This is a genomic window from Clostridium sp. UBA4395 (genome assembly GCF_002390995.1).
Taxonomy (GTDB): domain Bacteria; phylum Bacillota; class Clostridia; order Clostridiales; family Clostridiaceae; genus Clostridium_J; species Clostridium_J sulfidigenes.
The window spans coordinates 1-19,166 of sequence record NZ_DGRF01000072.1; the positions used below are offsets into that span (position 1 = coordinate 1).

20 protein-coding genes are annotated in these 19,166 nt (G+C 29.1%); 15 read left to right on the forward strand and 5 right to left on the reverse strand.

Annotated features, from left to right (window positions below; genetic code table 11):
* Positions 1-337 precede the first annotated feature (337 nt).
* The 9 genes from B2694_RS12555 (at position 338) to B2694_RS12595 (ending at position 10,966) form a co-directional block, all read left to right on the forward strand.
* Positions 338-673: a PadR family transcriptional regulator gene (locus B2694_RS12555; protein WP_035132636.1), complete on the forward strand. Its 336-nt coding sequence runs from the start codon at positions 338-340 to the stop codon at positions 671-673.
* Entirely contained in the window at positions 666-1,532 is an 867-nt protein-coding gene (locus tag B2694_RS12560) for a DUF1700 domain-containing protein (protein ID WP_346886033.1), read from the forward strand. Before B2694_RS12555 ends, B2694_RS12560 begins: the two co-directional genes overlap by 8 nt.
* The gene (locus tag B2694_RS12565; protein WP_346886034.1) at positions 1,525-2,619 is read left to right on the forward strand and encodes a hypothetical protein; all 1,095 of its coding nucleotides are present in this window, start codon (positions 1,525-1,527) and stop codon (positions 2,617-2,619) included. The genes B2694_RS12560 and B2694_RS12565 overlap by 8 nt, the downstream gene beginning before the upstream one ends.
* A gap of 254 nt (positions 2,620-2,873) precedes the next feature.
* The gene (locus B2694_RS12570; protein WP_346877870.1) at positions 2,874-3,554 is read left to right on the forward strand and encodes an ABC transporter ATP-binding protein; all 681 of its coding nucleotides are present in this window, start codon (positions 2,874-2,876) and stop codon (positions 3,552-3,554) included.
* A 12-nt stretch (positions 3,555-3,566) separates the two neighbouring features.
* Positions 3,567-6,092: an ABC transporter permease gene (locus B2694_RS12575; RefSeq protein ID WP_346886035.1), complete on the forward strand. Its 2,526-nt coding sequence runs from the start codon at positions 3,567-3,569 to the stop codon at positions 6,090-6,092.
* 236 nt (positions 6,093-6,328) lie between these two features.
* On the forward strand, positions 6,329-7,027 hold the full coding sequence (locus tag B2694_RS12580) for a response regulator transcription factor (protein ID WP_346886036.1): 699 nt from the start codon (positions 6,329-6,331) through the stop codon (positions 7,025-7,027).
* A 9-nt stretch (positions 7,028-7,036) separates the two neighbouring features.
* The gene (locus B2694_RS12585) at positions 7,037-8,311 is read left to right on the forward strand and encodes a HAMP domain-containing sensor histidine kinase (protein WP_346886037.1); all 1,275 of its coding nucleotides are present in this window, start codon (positions 7,037-7,039) and stop codon (positions 8,309-8,311) included.
* Between the two features lie 218 nt (positions 8,312-8,529).
* A complete protein-coding gene (locus tag B2694_RS12590) occupies positions 8,530-9,915 on the forward strand; it encodes a DNA recombination protein RmuC (protein ID WP_346886038.1) in 1,386 nt (461 codons plus the stop codon).
* 148 nt (positions 9,916-10,063) lie between these two features.
* Positions 10,064-10,966, forward strand: coding sequence for a GGDEF domain-containing protein (locus B2694_RS12595; RefSeq protein WP_346886039.1), 903 nt, complete (start codon positions 10,064-10,066; stop codon positions 10,964-10,966).
* On the opposite strand, the gene B2694_RS12600 is transcribed toward B2694_RS12595, so the two are convergent.
* The 5 genes from B2694_RS12600 to B2694_RS12620 all read right to left on the reverse strand — a co-directional run bounded on the left by B2694_RS12600 (position 10,963) and on the right by B2694_RS12620 (position 13,752).
* Positions 10,963-11,592, reverse strand: coding sequence for an aldo/keto reductase (locus B2694_RS12600; protein ID WP_346886040.1), 630 nt, complete (start codon positions 11,590-11,592; stop codon positions 10,963-10,965). The two genes, B2694_RS12595 and B2694_RS12600, sit on opposite strands and share 4 nt — an antisense overlap.
* Positions 11,589-12,023 carry a DUF1893 domain-containing protein gene (locus B2694_RS12605; protein WP_051824025.1) on the reverse strand — a complete coding sequence of 145 codons (435 nt, stop codon included), beginning with the start codon at positions 12,021-12,023 and terminating at the stop codon, positions 11,589-11,591. Before B2694_RS12605 ends, B2694_RS12600 begins: the two co-directional genes overlap by 4 nt.
* Positions 12,024-12,041: 18 nt before the next feature.
* A complete protein-coding gene (locus B2694_RS12610) occupies positions 12,042-12,575 on the reverse strand; it encodes an ECF transporter S component (protein WP_346886041.1) in 534 nt (177 codons plus the stop codon).
* A gap of 180 nt (positions 12,576-12,755) precedes the next feature.
* Positions 12,756-13,460: a glycerophosphodiester phosphodiesterase gene (locus B2694_RS12615; RefSeq protein ID WP_346886042.1), complete on the reverse strand. Its 705-nt coding sequence runs from the start codon at positions 13,458-13,460 to the stop codon at positions 12,756-12,758.
* Positions 13,461-13,596: 136 nt separating this feature from the next.
* Positions 13,597-13,752, reverse strand: a complete 156-nt coding sequence (locus B2694_RS12620; RefSeq protein WP_167402876.1) for a hypothetical protein — start codon at positions 13,750-13,752, stop codon at positions 13,597-13,599.
* A gap of 93 nt (positions 13,753-13,845) precedes the next feature.
* Between B2694_RS12620 and nagZ the strand changes: the two genes are divergently transcribed.
* The 6 genes from nagZ to B2694_RS12650 all read left to right on the forward strand — a co-directional run bounded on the left by nagZ (position 13,846) and on the right by B2694_RS12650 (position 19,003).
* Positions 13,846-15,087: a beta-N-acetylhexosaminidase gene (nagZ, locus tag B2694_RS12625; RefSeq protein WP_346886043.1), complete on the forward strand. Its 1,242-nt coding sequence runs from the start codon at positions 13,846-13,848 to the stop codon at positions 15,085-15,087.
* Between the two features lie 299 nt (positions 15,088-15,386).
* Positions 15,387-16,235, forward strand: a complete 849-nt coding sequence (locus B2694_RS12630) for a Rossmann-like and DUF2520 domain-containing protein (protein ID WP_346886070.1) — start codon at positions 15,387-15,389, stop codon at positions 16,233-16,235.
* Between the two features lies 1 nt (position 16,236).
* On the forward strand, positions 16,237-17,064 hold the full coding sequence (gene panB, locus B2694_RS12635) for a 3-methyl-2-oxobutanoate hydroxymethyltransferase (protein ID WP_346886044.1): 828 nt from the start codon (positions 16,237-16,239) through the stop codon (positions 17,062-17,064).
* 56 nt (positions 17,065-17,120) lie between these two features.
* Positions 17,121-17,966: a pantoate--beta-alanine ligase gene (gene panC, locus B2694_RS12640; RefSeq protein WP_346886045.1), complete on the forward strand. Its 846-nt coding sequence runs from the start codon at positions 17,121-17,123 to the stop codon at positions 17,964-17,966.
* 15 nt (positions 17,967-17,981) lie between these two features.
* Complete coding sequence (gene panD / locus B2694_RS12645; protein WP_346848912.1) at positions 17,982-18,365, forward strand: aspartate 1-decarboxylase; 384 nt, start codon at positions 17,982-17,984, stop codon at positions 18,363-18,365.
* A 185-nt stretch (positions 18,366-18,550) separates the two neighbouring features.
* The gene (locus B2694_RS12650; RefSeq protein ID WP_035132610.1) at positions 18,551-19,003 is read left to right on the forward strand and encodes a DUF4870 domain-containing protein; all 453 of its coding nucleotides are present in this window, start codon (positions 18,551-18,553) and stop codon (positions 19,001-19,003) included.
* Positions 19,004-19,166: the final 163 nt, after the last annotated feature.

A 19,166-nucleotide genomic window follows, 5' to 3' on the forward strand; every position in this document is an offset into this window, starting at 1 on the left:
TATTTTGCGACGCCCCCATTTTAATATAAAGAACTTATACACTAATTAGAATATAGGAGTTAAATATATTTATGATATTTTTAATATGTATCTATTGTGTATAACACGATACTATGATAACATAAGTATGTAAGGGTACTATGTAAAACGTAGTACTAAATTTAAAAGGGACTACTATGTTTTACATAGTGAAGTTGCTAGAGTTTTAGAAGGGTTGAGTAATACACAGTAACTTCTATATTTTTTAAGATACTATTGTGTTTTACATAGTATAAGGATAGTTAAAATATATACAAAGAAAAATATGTTGTTAAAACTTAATAAAGGAGGTTTAGATATGAGTACACAACTCAGAAAGGGTGTAATTGAAATCTGTGTTCTCACACTTATAAATGACAGAGATATGTATGGGTATGAAATTGTAGAAAATATTTCAAGAGTTATGTCAGTAAAGGAAAGCACTATATATCCATTATTACGAAGACTTACTACAGAAGGAAATTTTGAAACCTATATGGTGAAGTCAGAAGGTGGCCCAGATAGAAAATACTATAGGATTACAGACTATGGAAAAGGTAATTTAAGTACTTTAGTTAAAGAATGGGATGAGTTTGTAAGGGATGTAAATTTAATATTAGGATGTTATAGGAAGGAGAATAAGAATAATGACTAAAAATGATTTTTTAGATATACTTAGAGATTATTTAAAGGGAGCTTTTAGTGAACTTGAGATAAATGATATATTAAGGGACTATGAAGAATTTTTCTTAAATGGAGAATTACAGGGAAAGAGTGATGAGGAGATTATAAAAACATTAGGTTCTCCTAAGAGCATTGCAAAAGAATTAACTGAAGAGATGAAGGGACAAGGCAAATCTACAAGTAGTAGCAATAGTGAACTTAAAGATAAAGTTTCTAAGGACGCTAAAAATCTTTGGAAAAATGTAAAGAGACAAGGAAAAAAGGCAGGTAATAAGACTAAGGAATTTTTAGATTCCAACTCAGTAATTAACGGAAAGATATCTTCTGCTGGAGTAAAATTAATAATAGTTGTTATAAGTATTTTATTATTTTTCCCAGGTTTAACAATAGTTATGTCTATGATAGCCAGTGGTTTAGGACTTGTTGGAATGTCAATTGCAAACTTTATAGGTTATCTAGGAGCTGCCTTCCTTTGTGGAATTGATATATCTATGGGAGTGTTTGGATTCTTTGCTTGTATAGCATGGACTGGATTTATTATTTTATGTTGGATCTTATACTGTTTAGTATATAAAGGATTAAAATACTTAGTAGTGAGCTATATATCTTGGGTTAAAACTAGAAATATGTATGTAAGAGTTAAAAATCAACAAGAAAACACTGAAGGTAATGAGAAGAATACTGAAAGTGCTACTGAGAAAAATGAAGAGATAGAAGAAATTTCTGTAGAAGATAAGGCTTACGAAGAAAAGCCTATTTTTACAGAAGATATAGATGGAGATTATAAAGCAGAAAATATAGATGATAAGGAGGAAAAATTTAATGAATAGATGGAAAAAATCTCTTATTGTGGCTGGAGTGTTTCTTGCAGTAGGAATTACAGGGTCCATTATAAGTGGAGCATATATGATGCCTAAAATTGCAAATGAAGTGTATAGAGTTCAAAGAGAAATAATAAATGCAACTCCTTCGGAAAGAGAAGTATTCGTAACAGATAAACAAGTTGATGTTGTTGATATTTCATCCTTAGAAAATAAAGGGTATAATGTAGAAATTAAATCTTCATCAGATAAAAATACAAGGGTTAAGGTACTAGAATATATAGAAAATGATATGAAGGTACAAACTTCCTATGATGCTAATACAAAGGGTCTTAAGGTTGTAGGAGACAGAACTATGTATAATTTTTTTGAAGCAAAAAATATAAGGGGATTTTTTGAAAAATCTTATGATGCAATTATTTACACACTTATGGAAGAAAAAAATAATAATGCTCAAATTGTTATAGAAGTTCCAGTGGGAGTAGACATTAATTTTAATAGTAATTATTATACAAACCTAACAATAAAGGATAGTAAAGTTTTGAAAGATACATTGATTTTTACAAGTCCTAGAGGGGGATATGTAAATTTACCACATAATAATACTCTTAAAAATATTAATATTAAAACTAGCAATTATCTAGAAATAGACTTAAGGGAATTTATAAATGCTGAAAATGTTAAAATAGATTGTAATAATGCTAGGGTATATTCAGGAGGTACTTATAAGGATTATGGAGAAGGAAAAGTGCTACCTAATAATGTTACCATCAATGCTAATTATATAAATATAGAATCCTACATGCCAATAGGAAAAAATGTTATATTAGTTGGAAGGGATGTAGAGTATACCACTGATTTTGACAATTATGCTATGAAGGTTAATTTAAAAGATAATCATGGAGGAAGAGTATACTTTGATGGAGCTGATTTAGGTAATGAAGAAAACTTTAATTCAGTAACTTCTAATAGTAGTTATGAAGGGTATATAGGGAGAGGAAAAAAGAAGGATTTTCAATTAAGTGTATCTGGATATGATATATGTGAATTTGAACATTCATCTACTACTGATTTAGAAATGGAGTTATATAATTAACTTTTAGAATTGGAAGAGTGTAGTTAAATTTGTTTAATGACAATTTGCTACACTCTTTCTTATATGACTAAAATGTAAGAAAACTATTAATTATGTAAGGTAAGGTTTATGGTGAAAAAATAGTTAAATATATATAATGATATTTGTAAAGAGAAGTGCAGTGATTAATATAACCTTAATCTAAATACTATTGAGGCTAAGAGTTAAATTATTGTAACTATAAAATTTTAATATAGATTGAAGGAGAATTATGTATGGAGATTTTAAGAGTTGAAAACTTAAAGAAGTATTATGGAGAAGGAAATAGTCAGGTTCGTGCTTTAGATGATATTAGCTTTAGCATTGATAAAGGACAATTTGTAGCTATAGTAGGAGCTTCAGGTTCTGGAAAGTCTACATTACTTCATTTAATTGGAGGATTAGATATACCTACTAGTGGAAAAGTATTTATAAATGATATAGACATATACAAACAAAATGAAACTGGTCTTAGTATCTTTAGAAGAAGAAATATAGGATTTATATTTCAATTCTTTAATTTAATGCCTATTCTCGATGTAGAAGAAAATATATCTTTACCTGCCCTTCTTGATAGTGAGAAGGTAGATAAAAAATATTTAGATGAAATTATATCTATGATCGGTCTTGAAGATAGAAGAAAACATATTCCATCAGAGCTTTCAGGAGGGCAGCAACAAAGAGTGTCAATAGCAAGAGCGCTTATAAATAAGCCATCTATAATTCTTGCAGATGAGCCAACGGGTAATTTGGATAGTAAGAATTCTAAGGAAGTTATAGAGCTTTTAAAGGTTACGGCTAGAAAGTATAATCAAACTCTAATACTTATAACTCACGATAGGAATGTGGCTGAACAAGCAGATAGAGTTATAACTTTAAGTGATGGAAAAATTGAAAGTGATAAAACTATGGCATAGGGGGAAGAAACATTGATTAATAGTTATAAAGCTTTAAGTGGAAAATACTTAAAGGATAATAAAAAAAGGACAATATTAACTATAATAGGAATAATATTGTCAGTAGCACTTATAACATCAATATGTACTTTTATATTAACAGTGCAGAATTCTATGATTGAAAATTCAAAGAAAAGTATAGGGGCATTTCATGTTGCTATAACTAATGTATCTGAAGATGAAATAAATAAGATTCAAACTAATATAAATGTTAATAGTTTAGGGATTATGATTAGTAAAAACGCTGTTCCATTTATAAAGGATAAAAACATTGAACTTAACTATTTAAATGAAGCTGCATTTAAACTTATGAATATAAATTTGGAAGAAGGCCAATTACCTAGGAGTAATAATGAAGTTGTTATTGAAAGATGGATTCTTAGATATTTTGATGAAGAAGTTAAAGTAGGCGATATAATTAAAATACAAGATGAAGATGGAGATGAAAAAGATTATACCTTATCTGGAATAGCTAAAGATGATTGGCAAAATCAAAGTGAAGGAATATCAAAGGCTTATTTAATAAAGAATGATAGTAATGTGAAAGAAGATTCCACAGTATTAGTTGAAATTAAGGATGAAGCTGATAAACAAGAAGTGATTAAGGAAGTATCTAATCTTGTTAGTAGTAAAAGTGAAGTAGTACAAAATAAAGATTTACTAAGACTTATAGGGGAGTCTAGTAATGCTGATATGAATAAATCTCTATTTATGATAGTTTTCATTGTTATAGGAATTGTTGTTTTGGCTACAGTAGTGGTTATTTATAATGCTTTCCATATTAGCATAGCAGAAAGAATGAAGCAGTTTGGATTGTTAAGAGCTATTGGAACTACTAAAAAACAAATTATGAATTTAGTAATTAGAGAAGCATCTATTATGATATTTATAGGTATTCCTCTTGGAGTATTCTTTGGAATAGTGGCTGTATATTGTATTGCATTTACCTTTAATAAGATGTCAGGATTGGGTGAGTTTTCAAACCTTAAAGTAGTAACATCACCATTTGTACTATTATTAAGTAGTGGTATAGGAGCAGCAACTATATATGTTTCAGCTTATCTACCAGCTAGAAGTGCCGGTAAGATTTCGCCATTAATAGCTATAAGTAGTCAATCTTTAATTAAGAAAGAAAAGAGAAATAGGAGTGGTAAATTTTTAGGAAAATTCTTTAAAATAGATACAGCAATGGCTCTAAAAAATGTTAAGAGAAATAAAAGAAGATTTTATATCACTGTATTATCTATGGCTATAAGTGTAACCTTATTTGTAACTTTTATGAGCTTTGCTAAGTTCTCAGATAATTTTTCTGAGAAGGTTACTGAAGATAATGACATTGCATTTACCATTTATGATAATGGCAATACTGAAAAACTAGATGCTATAAATAATAAATTAATTGAAGAAGTAAGAAATATTTCAGGGGTAAGTGAAGTCTATAAACATTATAATTTCATATTAACTCAAGGATTTGTTGAGGATTCTGCTATACCTAAAGAAGTAAGACAGTGGGCAGCAGAAAATAGGGATGAAGATTTATTCAAGAGTAAAGTTGATGGAAAAAACAAATCGAAAATTAGTGTTGTATTTCAAGCCTATGAAGATAATAAGTTAAATGTGGCTAAGAAATATATTAAGGAAGGTAGCATTGATAATCTTAAGGATGGAGAAGTAATTATAGTTAGAGAAACAACATTCTTTGGAGATAAGAGAAGTCTTATTGCACCCATGGCTAAACTTAAAGTGGGAGATGAGATACTAATTAGTGATGTGGAATATTCAGATGGACAAGAGAACTTTAATAGTAAGGAGCTTAAGAAGGTTAAAGTAGCAGCAATTATGGATGTTCAGCCTTTTAGTGATTTAGATTATCAAGGAGTATTAAACGTTATAGGAAGTAAGAATACTGTTAAGAATATAATAGAAGGCAATCAGCAGCAGATGAAAAATTTTAAAGTTACAGATGTGGGAATAAAGATTAAGAATGAAAGTTATTTAGATAAAATAGATAAATCGCTAAAAAAGATAGAAAATACAAATGCAGGAATTGGATATTATAATAAAATAGAATCTGCTAAAAGTGAAAAGGCGTATAAATTGCAAATGAGTATATTGCTTATGGGATTTATAATAGTAATAACCTTAATAAGTGCAGTAAACATTGTAAATACAGTAACTACAAATATTCTTCTTAGAAATAAGGAAATAGCAGCTTTAAAAGCTATAGGGATGACAAGGAAACAAGTGAGAAAAATGATAACCTTTGAAGGTGTATTATTTGGACTATATGGAGGAATTATTGGTTCAGTAGCAGGTACTATACTAGCATATATACTATATAATCCTATGTCAAATATTAGGGATTTCAAATTCACATTACCATGGAATAGTATTATTATTTCTATTGTAGCTGTAATTATTATGGGATATGTTTCGGCATTAATACCTCTTAGAAGATTGAGTAAACAAAATATTATTGATAGTATAAGAGGCGAATAAATAATATAGACCTATTATTAAATAAAACAGTTATTCCAAAATAAGAATAAGAAATAGATAAAACAAAAATCCAAGGAAATATTCTTTGGATTTTTGTTTTAATATAATTATAACCTAGGCTTTTTAAAATTCCTATAATGTTATATGATTTTAATGATAAAATTAAGTTATAAATGCAAGTTATAAAATAGTGTTAATAAATAATTTGAAAATTTGTTTATGGAGGAGGTTATGTAATGAATAGAATTTTATTAGTTGAAGATGATGAGGCATTGGCTTTAGGAGTAGAATATACTCTTCAAGAAGAAGGGTATCAGGTTTTTAGAGTGGGTTCTATAGAGAATGGAAAAGAAAAATTTAATAATGAGGAGTTCGATTTAATACTTCTAGATATAAATTTACCTGATGGAAGTGGCTATGACTTTTGTAAATACGTGAAAGAAAAGAAGGACACACCTATAATATTTTTAACTGCTTTAGATGAAGAAGTAAATATAATTTTGGGATTAGATATAGGTGGTGATGACTATATAACAAAACCTTTTAGAGTAAAGGAGTTATTATCAAGAATCCGTGTAGTTTTAAGAAGAGTTGGCAAAGGTGATAATAATATAACAACTTTAAGATCTGGGGATATAATTATTAACACATCTAGTGCAGAAGTATCCAAATGTAATGAAAAGATATCATTAACGGCAAAGGAATATAGGCTTCTTTTAGCATTTCTACAGAGTCCAGAAATATTACTTAGCAAGGATCATATATTAAAGGAATTATTTGGTGAAGAAGGAGCATATGTAGAGGAAAATACTCTTTCAGTCTATATAAAAAGACTTAGAGAAAAAATAGAAGATAATCCTAGTAAGCCAGAATATGTTATAACGAAAAGAGGACTAGGCTATATGTGGGTAAAAGAAGTTGTTAATGGAAAGTAGGAGAAATTAATGAAAGAGCTTATAAATCCAGAATTAAAAAAGAGTTCTATAGTGTTATTATTTATAATTATAATATTTATATTTATCGTTAATATGTGGATTACCTTTTATTTTAATAACATAAAGAGTCAATATATAGATGGCAGGGCTGCAATGTTATCTACAATGGTAGAAAAATTTCCTAATCTTGAAGGGGATTTAGTAGAGGCAGCCTTTAAGGTACCAACAAAGGAAGAGATAAAATTAGGAGAAAAAATTATAGATAATTATGGTTATAAAGACAATATAAATATAATGTATATAGATGGAATAAATGAAGCTTTTAAAAATAGTAAATTTATATTTATAATTATAGGTAGTACATTTGGAGGTTTACTAATATTATTAAATTATATTCAGTATAGAGGTATATATAGTAGAGTAAGAAATTTGACAAGAGCCTCAAAGGAAATACTAGAGGAAAACTATGATGTAAATCTTTATGAAGAAAAGGAAGGAGATTTTGCAAAACTTTCCTATGGATTTAAAAATATGAGACAAGTTTTACAAAGTCAGATGGTAGACTTAAAAAAAGAAAAGGAGTTTCTAGTAAATATATTATCAGACATATCTCATCAATTAAAAACACCACTATCTGCCCTTATTATTTATAATGATATTTTAAGTAATAAGAAAATTAGTGAAGATAATAGGGAAAAATTCTTACATAATAGCAAGACACAATTAAATCGTATGGATTGGCTTATAAAAAGTATATTGAAGCTAGCCAAGGTAGATGCAAGAGCAATTGAATTTAACATGAAGGAAAATAGCTTAGTTAATACTATTTATGAAGTTATAGACAATGTTGCAATGATGGCAGCAGAAAATAAAGTTAATATAGTATTTGAAAGTAATATGTATGAAGAAATGTTAATAAATAATCAAGAAGAGATTAATAAAAATAAGTTTATGTTTAATTATGATGAGAAATGGTTAGGAGAAGCGTTGATTAATATAGTTAAGAATGGTGTAGAACATAGTTATAATGGTGAAATTCATATAGAGCTTGAAGAAAACCCTATAAATACAAAAATTGTAATAAGGGATGATGGAGTGGGAATTAGTGAAAAGGATCTTCCTAATATTTTTAAGAGATTTTATAAAGGGGGAAAATCTGAGTCTGTTGGAATTGGATTATCTCTTAGTAAATCAATTATTGAAGCCCAAGGAGGATATATAGAAGTTAAAAGTAAAGTGGACATAGGTACTGAGTTTAAAATTGTACTTATGAAAATTATCTAATATAAATTAAATGGGTAGTAAAAAACATTGAAGAGTTTAATAATTTAATCTATTTGTAATTTTATACTGAAAAATGATATAATGACCAAGGGAACATATTTTCATGTTTCTTATTTTACCTTAAATATAAGGCTAAATAGATAAAATTTTCTATTTAGCCTTTAAATGGTATTTGAGAGTAATATTCTTATATAAATTTTAAGATTGGGGATAAGGTAATGGAAATTTTATTGGTTATTGTAATTATATTGTTAATTATAAATATATATTTTACTTTAAAATTAAAGGATTCTAGAAGCAGAATGCATAAGGGCAGTACAGGTGATATTGAGAGTTCAATTTTACATATAGAACAAAGAGTAGGAGATATAGATAAAAGTGTTGATAAATTAGAAAAAGCCTTTAGAGATGAAATCTCTAGAAATAGGGAAGAATCTCGTAAAGGTGAAAAAGAAGCTAGAATTGAGTTGAATCTTCAAATACAGAGGTTAAGTGAAGCTATTTTAGGTAGAATGAGTGAAATAGCAAATTTTCAAAAGAATCAACTAGATACATATTCTAATACTATAGAAAAATCACTTAAATCCTTTGAAAATCAATTTTCTAAAAGTGTTAATGAGTTTAACGATCTTCAAAAGGAAAAATTTAATGATTTATCCCAAAAACAGGGTGAGTTGCTTAAATCTACTGAGGATAAGTTAGAAAAAATGAGGGAAACTGTGGATGAAAAGTTACAAAGTACATTAGAGAAAAGATTAGGAGAATCCTTTAGGTTGGTAAGTGAAAGATTGGAAGTTGTGCATAAAGGACTAGGAGAAATGCAAACCTTAGCTATGGGAGTAGGAGATTTAAAAAAAGTTCTTTCTAATGTTAAGACTAGAGGAACTTTAGGAGAAATTCAATTGGGAAGAATTTTAGATCAAATTCTTACTAAAGAACAGTACGATATAAATGTAGTAACTAAGAAGGGATCTAGAGATAATGTGGAATTTGCAATAAGACTTCCAGGTAAGGATAAAACCTCTGATGTAGTATACATTCCTGTAGATTCAAAGTTTCCTTTGGATGTATACCATAATTTAGTGGATGCCTATGATACAGGAGACCAAAGTTTAATAGAAGAAGGGTATAAAAAGTTAGAAACAGCCATAAAGAAATCAGCTAAGGATATTAGAGATAAATATATAGACCCACCTTACACCACTGATTTTGCAATTATGTTTTTACCAATAGAAGGTCTTTATGCAGAGGTAGTTAAAAGGACTAATTTGGTTGAAATTCTTCAAAGAGAATATAAGATAAATATAACGGGACCAACAACTTTAGCAGCACTTTTAAATAGTTTACAGATGGGGTTTAGGACTCTTGCAATTGAAAAAAGATCAAGTGAAGTTTGGAATGTACTTGGAGCAGTTAAAACAGAGTTTGGAAAATTTGAAGAGGTGCTTAAAGCTACACAGAAAAAGTTAAATCAAGCAAGTACAGATTTAGATAAGCTTGTAGGTACAAGGACTAAGCAGATTAATAAAAAACTTATGAGTGTAGAAAGTTTGACAAATGATGTATCAGAGAAATATATAAATGTACTTCCTATAGATGAATAGTTAAAAAGAGGTATATTCTAGATCATTTTTTCAAAATATATATGAAAGATATTTTAGAATTACATGTAGAAATGTACTTTATTACAGCTGAAAAATAAAAAATACATAACAAATGAAGCCATATTTTAAACAAGGAGGTTTTTGAAGTATGGATATAATGGATGATGTGAAAGAGCGACTTTCAATTTTTAAAAATATATATGATATGATAAGAATAATTAATCCCAATAATAATAAAATTTTATCAACAGATAACAATACTATAAATACTGATACACATTGCTATGAGTTATGGTATAGAAATGGTATATGTGAAAATTGTATTTCTAAACAAGCATATGAAAGCAATGAAACAGTAGTAAAAATAGAGTATAATAAAAACAGGATTTTTCTAGTTATGGCTTCTCCTATAAATATTGGCAAGGAAACCTATATAGTTGAGTTAGTGAAGGATATATCAAAAGGAGGAGCTATTATAGATAGAGAGAGGGAATATGCAGAATCTATTGAGAAGTTTTTGAAAAATATACAAGAAACTACCCTAATAGATGATCTTACAGGTGTATATAATAGAAGGTACATAAGAGAGCGATTAGAAGTTGATGTTGAGAAATCTATAAGGGAACAAAAATCTATGTCTGTTATAATGGCAGATATAGATTATTTTAAGGAAATTAATGATACCTATGGTCATATAGTTGGAGATAATGTATTAAAAGATTTTACGAGAATTGCTTCAAAATATATTAGAAGTAATGGAAGTGATTGGATTGGACGTTATGGTGGAGAAGAATTTTTAATAGTTTTAAATGATACAGATGAAGATAAAGCAGAAATTATTGCAGAAAGAATTAGGAAGAATTTAGAGGAAACGACCCTTGAACATAAAGGGAATAAGTTTAGTATAACCTGTAGTTTCGGAGTATATGGCTTTAGAGATTTAGATATGAATACGGAAGATATAATACATAGAGCAGATATAAACCTTTATGAGGCTAAGGAAAAGGGGAGGAATACTACCGTTGTTAATAAAAATAGGTTAAGAGATTAATGATTTTCAGGAATTAATCCACCACCTAAAGGGTTCATGGTTGCTACTCCTAGACCATGCTGATGAGCAGCTAAAATACCTTCTTGTCGATACGGAAAGTTTAAAATGTTGTACCCTAAGGTTACTCCTTCAAAATAACCTTCTTCTACCATAATTCTAATTTCTTCACCAGAAGCATGGGTAGAAAATACTAGGTGGTCTATTAAGCCTTCCTCCTTAGCTTTAAGAGCTCCCCAATAAGGACCACCTTTGGCCATAACTTTTTTATAGTGATTAAGGTCCATAATACACCACATGTGATGAAAGTTAATTTTGTCTATACCAAGTCTTTTGAGTGAGTTTTCTATTCTACGTCTTACTGAATCTGCATCTGGTTCACTACCAAGACTGCTTTTAGTAGATACATAGAATTCACCAGACATATTTTTAAAAGCTTCTCCAAAGATATCTTCACTTCTATCATTGCAATAGTTAGGTGCAGTATCAAAGTAATTTATACCAAGGCTATTTGCATACCTAACTATTTCAGCTCCTTCTTCAATGGAACAATCATCTTTAAATCTCATTCCACCAAAGCCGAGGGCAGAAACCATTTTACCAGTTTTACCATAGGGTTTATAAATCATTTTGGACACTCCTTTAATTCTCTATTTTTGATAAATGTATCAATTATATTAAATCCTTCTTCAGGATTTATTGTGCCAGACAAAGATGCTTCCATAGGACATTGCCCATCTTTTTTACGATTATTTATATAAGGAACTATTTCTTCGTAGTCAAACTTAATATTATGGGAATTTAAAATATCTATAGCACCTTGGCTGATTATTTGTGTGTAAATATATTCCACACCACCATAAATAGCCATCAGAGCAACTGCCTTTCCAACAATTTTATCCCCCATTATTAATGGTATAGGAGACACTCCATTTTCTTTGATATATTTATATATAGGGCTTACACCTTTATCAAAGGAAGTCATCACAGTTTTTTCTTTGCTCATAAGGATACAGCTATATTTATATTCTTCAAGTAAAGCTTTTATACGGGTTTTCATTTTAATACGCCTCCAAATTTATTGAGTCATTAAGTTTTTAGTATATGGTAGCTTACATAATAAATAGAGAATTGGTGGGATAATTAGCATTTGAAGTATTATTCCGGGAATACCTTGAGTTATTGATAGAGATATACCCATAGCAGGAGGAAGAAAAATTCCCAAGAATTTTGTAGCAACGACAAAAACTAAACCTCTAGCTATTCTACCTGCAATCATAGATACAATAAGTGATACATATATGTTGAATTTAAATTTCTTAAATATAAGACCTGTAAATAATCCATAAGTACCTAGCTCAACTATCATAAGATATAGCATAGGTATTGCAGGCATTGTTCCTCCAGTATATAAAAAGCTACAAATAGGACTTATAATTCCAATTATTAATCCGGTAATAGGACCAAGGATAAATCCAGCAATTAAAACTGGAATATGCATAGGAAGAAGTGTTGTTCCAATACCGGGACCTCCCACTAAATGAAATAATTGGGGAAGTAAAATGCTGCACGCAATTAAAAGTCCGCTGTAAACTATTCGTTTTGTTTTCAATTTTATCACAACCTTTTCAATAATTATTTTTGGACTCTAAATAATTATACCATTATAAGTAAAAGTACTTCTACGATTATTTTTAAATTATGAATATTAAAATAACTTAGTATAAAGTATAATATAAAGTGTTATAGCAAGTAATTTAACTTCTTTTGTCTACTGAACTTAAAATCATACTTAAATAAATTTCTCTATGTTATCGGTAAAGATACCATCACATCCAATTTTATCAAGGTGATTGGCTATAAATGGTTTATTTACGGTATAGGTAAATACTTTTAAGTTATTATTATGAGCCAATTTGATTAAAGGCTCATTTACTAAATAAACATTAGGATTTAAAGAATAAGCACCTAGATTTTTAGCATAGGAAATTATATTATCAATTTTTCTATCAATTAACACACCTAATTTTATATTTTTATCTATAGACTTACATATTTCAAGGGAATTGTGATTAAAACTAGAAAGTAATACATGGTTTTCAATACCATAGTTTTTTATTAAATCAATCACGTCTTTTTCTATATTTTTATAGTGAATAACATCAGTTTTAAGTTCTATATTTATAAGGACTTTACTAGGTTTAAGTAACTCTAAGACCTGGTATAAAGTTGGAATCTTGCATAACTTGCTATTTTCATAATCAATATTTTTAGATTTGAAGGAACTAATTTCTTCGAGGGTTAAGTCTTTTATAAGTCCTTTACCCTTAAAGGTTCTTGCAACATCTTCATCATGAATAACTACTAGTTTATTATCCTTTGTTTTATGAACATCTAGTTCAATTGCTTTTGCACCTGCAATAATAGCCTTATGAAAGGCAAGCAAAGTATTCTCAGGATAATTTTTGCTAGCACCTCTATGAGCAAAATAAATCATAATTTATACACCTCCGTATATAAATATATTATTACAGTTTAACAAAGGTGTTAATATGTGATAAAAGAATAATATATTAAAATATATTAAAAAAGTAATGGGGAAATTCCCCATTACTTAAGGATCGGTTATAATTTTAATTTATATGAGGGCTTTGAAATCCTTCTCTCTTAATAGAGTGCTTTTTAGCAGTTCTATTATGATTTTTTCCTGTCTCACTAGTAATTGGTGTTTGATAATTACATTTTTCCATTCTAGCTTGTTTGTTATCTGGTTGACTATCCTTTGTCATAAGAATTCCTCCTAAAAAAATAAATTTGAATATAATTTTAGTGTGGTTTATTTTGTGTATTTTATTATAGGAAATTAAAGGAGTGTAAAATAAATGAAAAGCAATAGAAATATTTTCAAGGTAATTAGTAAATTAACAAAGGTTATAATGATTGTCGTAGTTATTTGCACATCAAATATTTTATTCTATGGATGTAGCTTTATAAGTAAACAATCAAAGTATAATAATAAAATAGATATAGAAGATAACTCTAATAGGAATTTGAAAAATAATAATAAGGTAGAAGAATTCGGTGAAGAGGAGCCTCAAGTTGACTCAATACAAGATGAAATAGATGCTATGTCATTAGAGGAAAAAGTAGGTCAGCTGTTTATTGTTGGATTTGATGGTTATGAGGTGGATGATAATATTATTAGTTTAATAAAAAATAAAAAAGTAGGAGGGATAATATTATTTAGTAAAAATATTAACACTGTAAATGGGACAAAAAAATTAATAGAAAGTTTGAATGGGTTAAATAATGAAAACAAGATTAAACTTTTTATGTCAGTGGATGAAGAAGGTGGAGTTGTAAGTAGAATTCCTAAGGAAATAGGACGTTTTGAATCTGCATGGGATGTAGGAGCTACTGGAGATTTAAATTATGCTTTTGAACATGGAAAAGCTATAGGTGAAACTATAAAGTCTTTAGGTTTTAATCTTGACTTCGCACCGGTGCTAGATGTGAATTCTAATCCTAATAATCCAGTTATAGGTAATAGAGCATTTTCAGATGATCCTGAAATTGTTAAGAAAATGGGGACGGAAGTTTATAAAGGTTTGAAGAGTGCAGGTGTTTTAGGAGCAGGAAAGCATTTCCCAGGACATGGAGATACAGATGTTGACTCTCATGTGGGGGTGCCAGTTATAAATAAATCCCTTGATGAAATAAGAAATCTAGAGTTAATCCCATTTAAATATGCAATAGAGAATGGTATTGATATGATAATGGTGGGTCATTTATATTTACCTCAACTGGATAAGAATTACGTAGCAAGTATATCTAAAAATATTGTCACAAAGCTTTTAAGGGAAGAGTTAGGATTTAATGGAGTAGTTGTTACAGATGATATGATTATGGAGGGAGTTAAAGGTAAGTATCCAACTAATGAATCAGCGGTTAAAGCTATAGAAGCAGGGATTGACGTAATAATAGTATCAGCAGGTATACATGATCAAAATAGAGCCATAGATGGAGTAGTAGAAGCTGTTAGAAATGGTATCATTACCGAAAAAAGAATTAATGAGAGTGTTTATAGAATTTTAAAACTAAAAAATACAATTTATATACATTGAATTACTTATATAATTGTGTTATAAGTAATTATGGGCAGTATAGAAATAACTGCACCTATAATTTGATTATATCTTTAAATTAGAATATAGATTGAAAAATAATATTCTAATTTGTATATAGCTATTATTCTCTAGGGAAAACAGCTATAAAGGAAAAGTTTTACGGACAGCTCATATCTTTTAGAATGAGACTTAGATAACAAATTACTTCACATGATTTTTAGTTTTAAATTGCAGTTAATATCTATGTATTGTTTTAATATTAACTTAGAAAACAGATAAAGTGAGGAGTGATTGTTATAAAATTTGGATTCATTGGAGCCGGGAAGGTTGGTTTTTCACTAGGAAAATACTTTAAAGAGAATGGTATCTTACTTATTGGATATTATAGTAGGAATCATAGCTCAGCAAAGGAAGCCGCAGAATTTACTGGCACAAAATCTTTCATAAACTTAAAGGAGTTAATGAAAGAAAGTGATGTGATTTTTATTACTACCCCAGATGGAGAAATTCAGGGGGTTTGGAATGAGCTTAAAGAGTTGTCTATAAAAAATAAATTAATATGCCACTGTAGTGGTTTGTTATCTTCGGAAATCTTTTCAGATATAAGCAGGTTTGGTGCTTACCCATATTCTATACATCCTATGTTTGCCATATCAGACAAATATAATTCCTATAAAAATTTTAAAAAGGCTTTTATAACTATTGAGGGACATGAAAAATATATTGATAAATTAGCTGGAGTTTTTCGTTCTCTAGGTAATTCGGTAAAAATTATTGAAAAAGAAAGTAAGAGTTTATATCACTTAGCATCAGTTATTAGCAGTAACTTGGTTCTAGGGCTTATTAATAATGGTGTAAATTATCTTAAACAGTGTGGTTTTAGTGAAGATTTAGCCATTGAAGCCTTATATCCTCTTATAACCAATAATATAGAGAATATAAAATCTTCAGGAATGGTAAAAAGCCTTACAGGACCATTGGAAAGAGGGGATTTATCTACCATGAAGGCTCATATAGCTTGTTTAAGTGAGGAAGATAAAGTTTTATATAGGATGTTAAATAATAATTTGTTAAAGGTGGCAAAGAAAAAAAATAAAAATAGAGATTATAGTGAGATTGAAGAATTTCTAGGAGAGGAAAAATAAAATGAAAAATACGGCTATAACATTTAGAGAAGCAAAGGCAAAGGGTGAAAAAATAACTATGCTTACTGCCTATGACTATTCCATGGCTAAGATTATTGATAGTTCAGGAATTAATGGTATTTTAGTTGGAGATTCAGTAGGGATGGTGTGCCTTGGTTATGAGGATACAATTTCAGTAACTATGGAGGATATGATTCATCATACAAGGGCCGTAGCAAGAGGAACAGAAAATGCTTTAGTAGTTGCAGATATGCCATTTATGTCTTATCAAACTTCTGTTTATGACGCTGTTTTTAATGCAGGACGCCTTATGAAAGAGGGACGTGCTCAATGTGTAAAACTAGAAGGTGGAGTAGATATGTGCGATAGAATTGAAGCTATAACTAAAGCATCTATTCCTGTAATGGCACATATAGGATTAACCCCTCAATCAGTAAATTCCTTAGGGGGATTTAAGGTGCAGGGAAAAAGTGAAGAAGCGGCTAAAGAACTTATTGAAGCAGCAAAAGCAGTAGAAAAAGCTGGCGCATTTTCAGTGGTCTTAGAGTGTGTTCCAGCTAAGTTATCAGAGATAATTAGCAAAGAAATATCAATTCCAACAATAGGTATTGGTGCAGGAGCTAGTTGCGATGGGCAAATTCTTGTATATCAAGATATGTTAGGAATGTTTAATGATTTTACACCTAAGTTTGTTAAGAAATATGCGGATTTAGGAGCTACAATGACAGAAGCTTTTAAAGCTTATATTGAAGATGTAAGTAAGGGAATTTTTCCAGCACTAGAGCATGGATTTAAAATAAGTGAAGAGGTTATATCTAAACTATATTAAAAGTAAATTTAGTGCTGAGTAAATTAATAAAATTAAACTAAAAAGAAGGTAAGATTATGGAAATATTAAATGATATAATAAAAGTAAGAGAAGTAGTTAAAGGGTGGAAGGCTCAAGGTTTAAAAGTAGGATTAGTTCCAACTATGGGTTATTTACATGAAGGTCATGAAAGTTTGATTAAAAAGGCTGTATCAGAAAATGATAGAGTAGTAGTTAGTGTTTTTGTAAACCCAACTCAATTTGGACCTAATGAAGATTTAGATAAATATCCTAGAGATTTAGAAAGGGATTCAAAACTTTGTGAAAATGCTGGAGCAAGTTTAATATTTCATCCAGAAAGTGAAGATATGTATTATAAAGATGCTTCAACTTTTGTAGAGGTAAGTGGTTTGACCACTGGACTTTGTGGAAGTAGTAGACCAACGCACTTTAGAGGAGTTTGCACTGTAGTTTCTAAGTTATTTAATATTATACCTGCCCATAGAGCATATTTTGGAGAAAAGGATGCTCAGCAATTAGCGGTTATAAAAAGAATGGTAAGAGATATGAATTTTGATATTGAAGTAGTAGGATGTCCAATTATTAGAGAAACTGATGGACTTGCGAAGAGTTCAAGAAATATATATTTATCTCCAGAAGAAAGAAAGGCTGCATTAGTGCTTAATAAATCTCTTTCTATGGCTAAAAAACTATTAGAGGATGGAGAAAGAAATCCAGATAATATTAAAAAGCTAATTAGGGAAGATATAGAGAAAGAAGATTTAGCCAAAATAGATTATATAGAAGTGGTAAGCAGTGAAAGTTTAGAGATGGTAAAAGAGATTAAGGAGGATGTCCTAGTAGCATTGGCAGTGTACTTTAAAAAAGCAAGATTAATTGATAACTTTACTTATCACATATAATTAGGAGGAAAAACAATGACAATAACGATGTTAAAGGGAAAAATACACAGAGCTACTGTAGTTCAAGCTGAGCTTGATTATGTAGGGAGTATTACAGTAGATGAAGATTTACTTGATGCAGCAGGAATTCTAGAATATGAAAAGGTTCAAATTGTAGATATTAACAATGGAAGTAGATTTGAAACTTATACTATAGCAGGAAAAAGAGGTAGTGGTCTTATATGCCTTAATGGAGCAGCAGCTAGATGTGTTCAAGTAGGAGATAAGGTTATAATTATGAGTTATTGTGAAATGAATGGAGAAGAAGCCAAAGAACATAAACCAACAGTGGTTTTTGTAGATCATAGCAATAAAATAAAAGAAATTGCACATTATGAAAAACATGGTGAGCTTAAGTAAGTATAAACATATATAATTTCATATTTATTAGGAGTGTAGAAAGTTCATAAATCGAAATTAACTATTTATGAGCTTTTTCCATTCCTTTCTTTATAAATTTTAAAAATAAGGAATTAAATATATTGTAATTATAACTATGTTAAGGAATAATATAATTATATGGATATAAAAGGAGATGGTATTATATGAATATTTATGAACCACATAAGTCTTCAATAGGAAATATAGATGCTAATGTTATGGCGCTGATTGCTTACGGTGCAGCAATAGTAGTAATTTTTATTCCAGGAATAAAGATTATAGCATGGCTTGCTCCTATTGTAATTTATATTTTAGAAAAGGATAGCAGTTTTGTGAAGTTTCATGCTATGCAAGCTTTTTTAATAAATATTGTAGGTATTATATTTAGTTCTATTATATTTATGATTATAGGTGGGAGTATAGGATTAATGTTTTTTAGACCTCTAGCATATGGGGCCCTAGGTACTATATTACTATCAGCAATAATAACAGGTATAGTTGCTATAGTTATAACTATATTTGAAATTATTTCAATGGTAAAGTGTTATGAATATAAAGAATATGAAATTCCTCTTATAGGGTTAATGGCTAGAAAAATAGCATATAAAAAATATTGATATGGTATAATCTTTGAAATTCGTAGATTGATGATGATATTAAAAGGATTTTTAAGGATTATACTTAGATATACGAAATAAAATGGGATAATGATGAAAAGAAGACTTTTTTAATTTATGTATTTATAGTAAAATAAAGGTATTAACCTTTAAAAGAATAGGA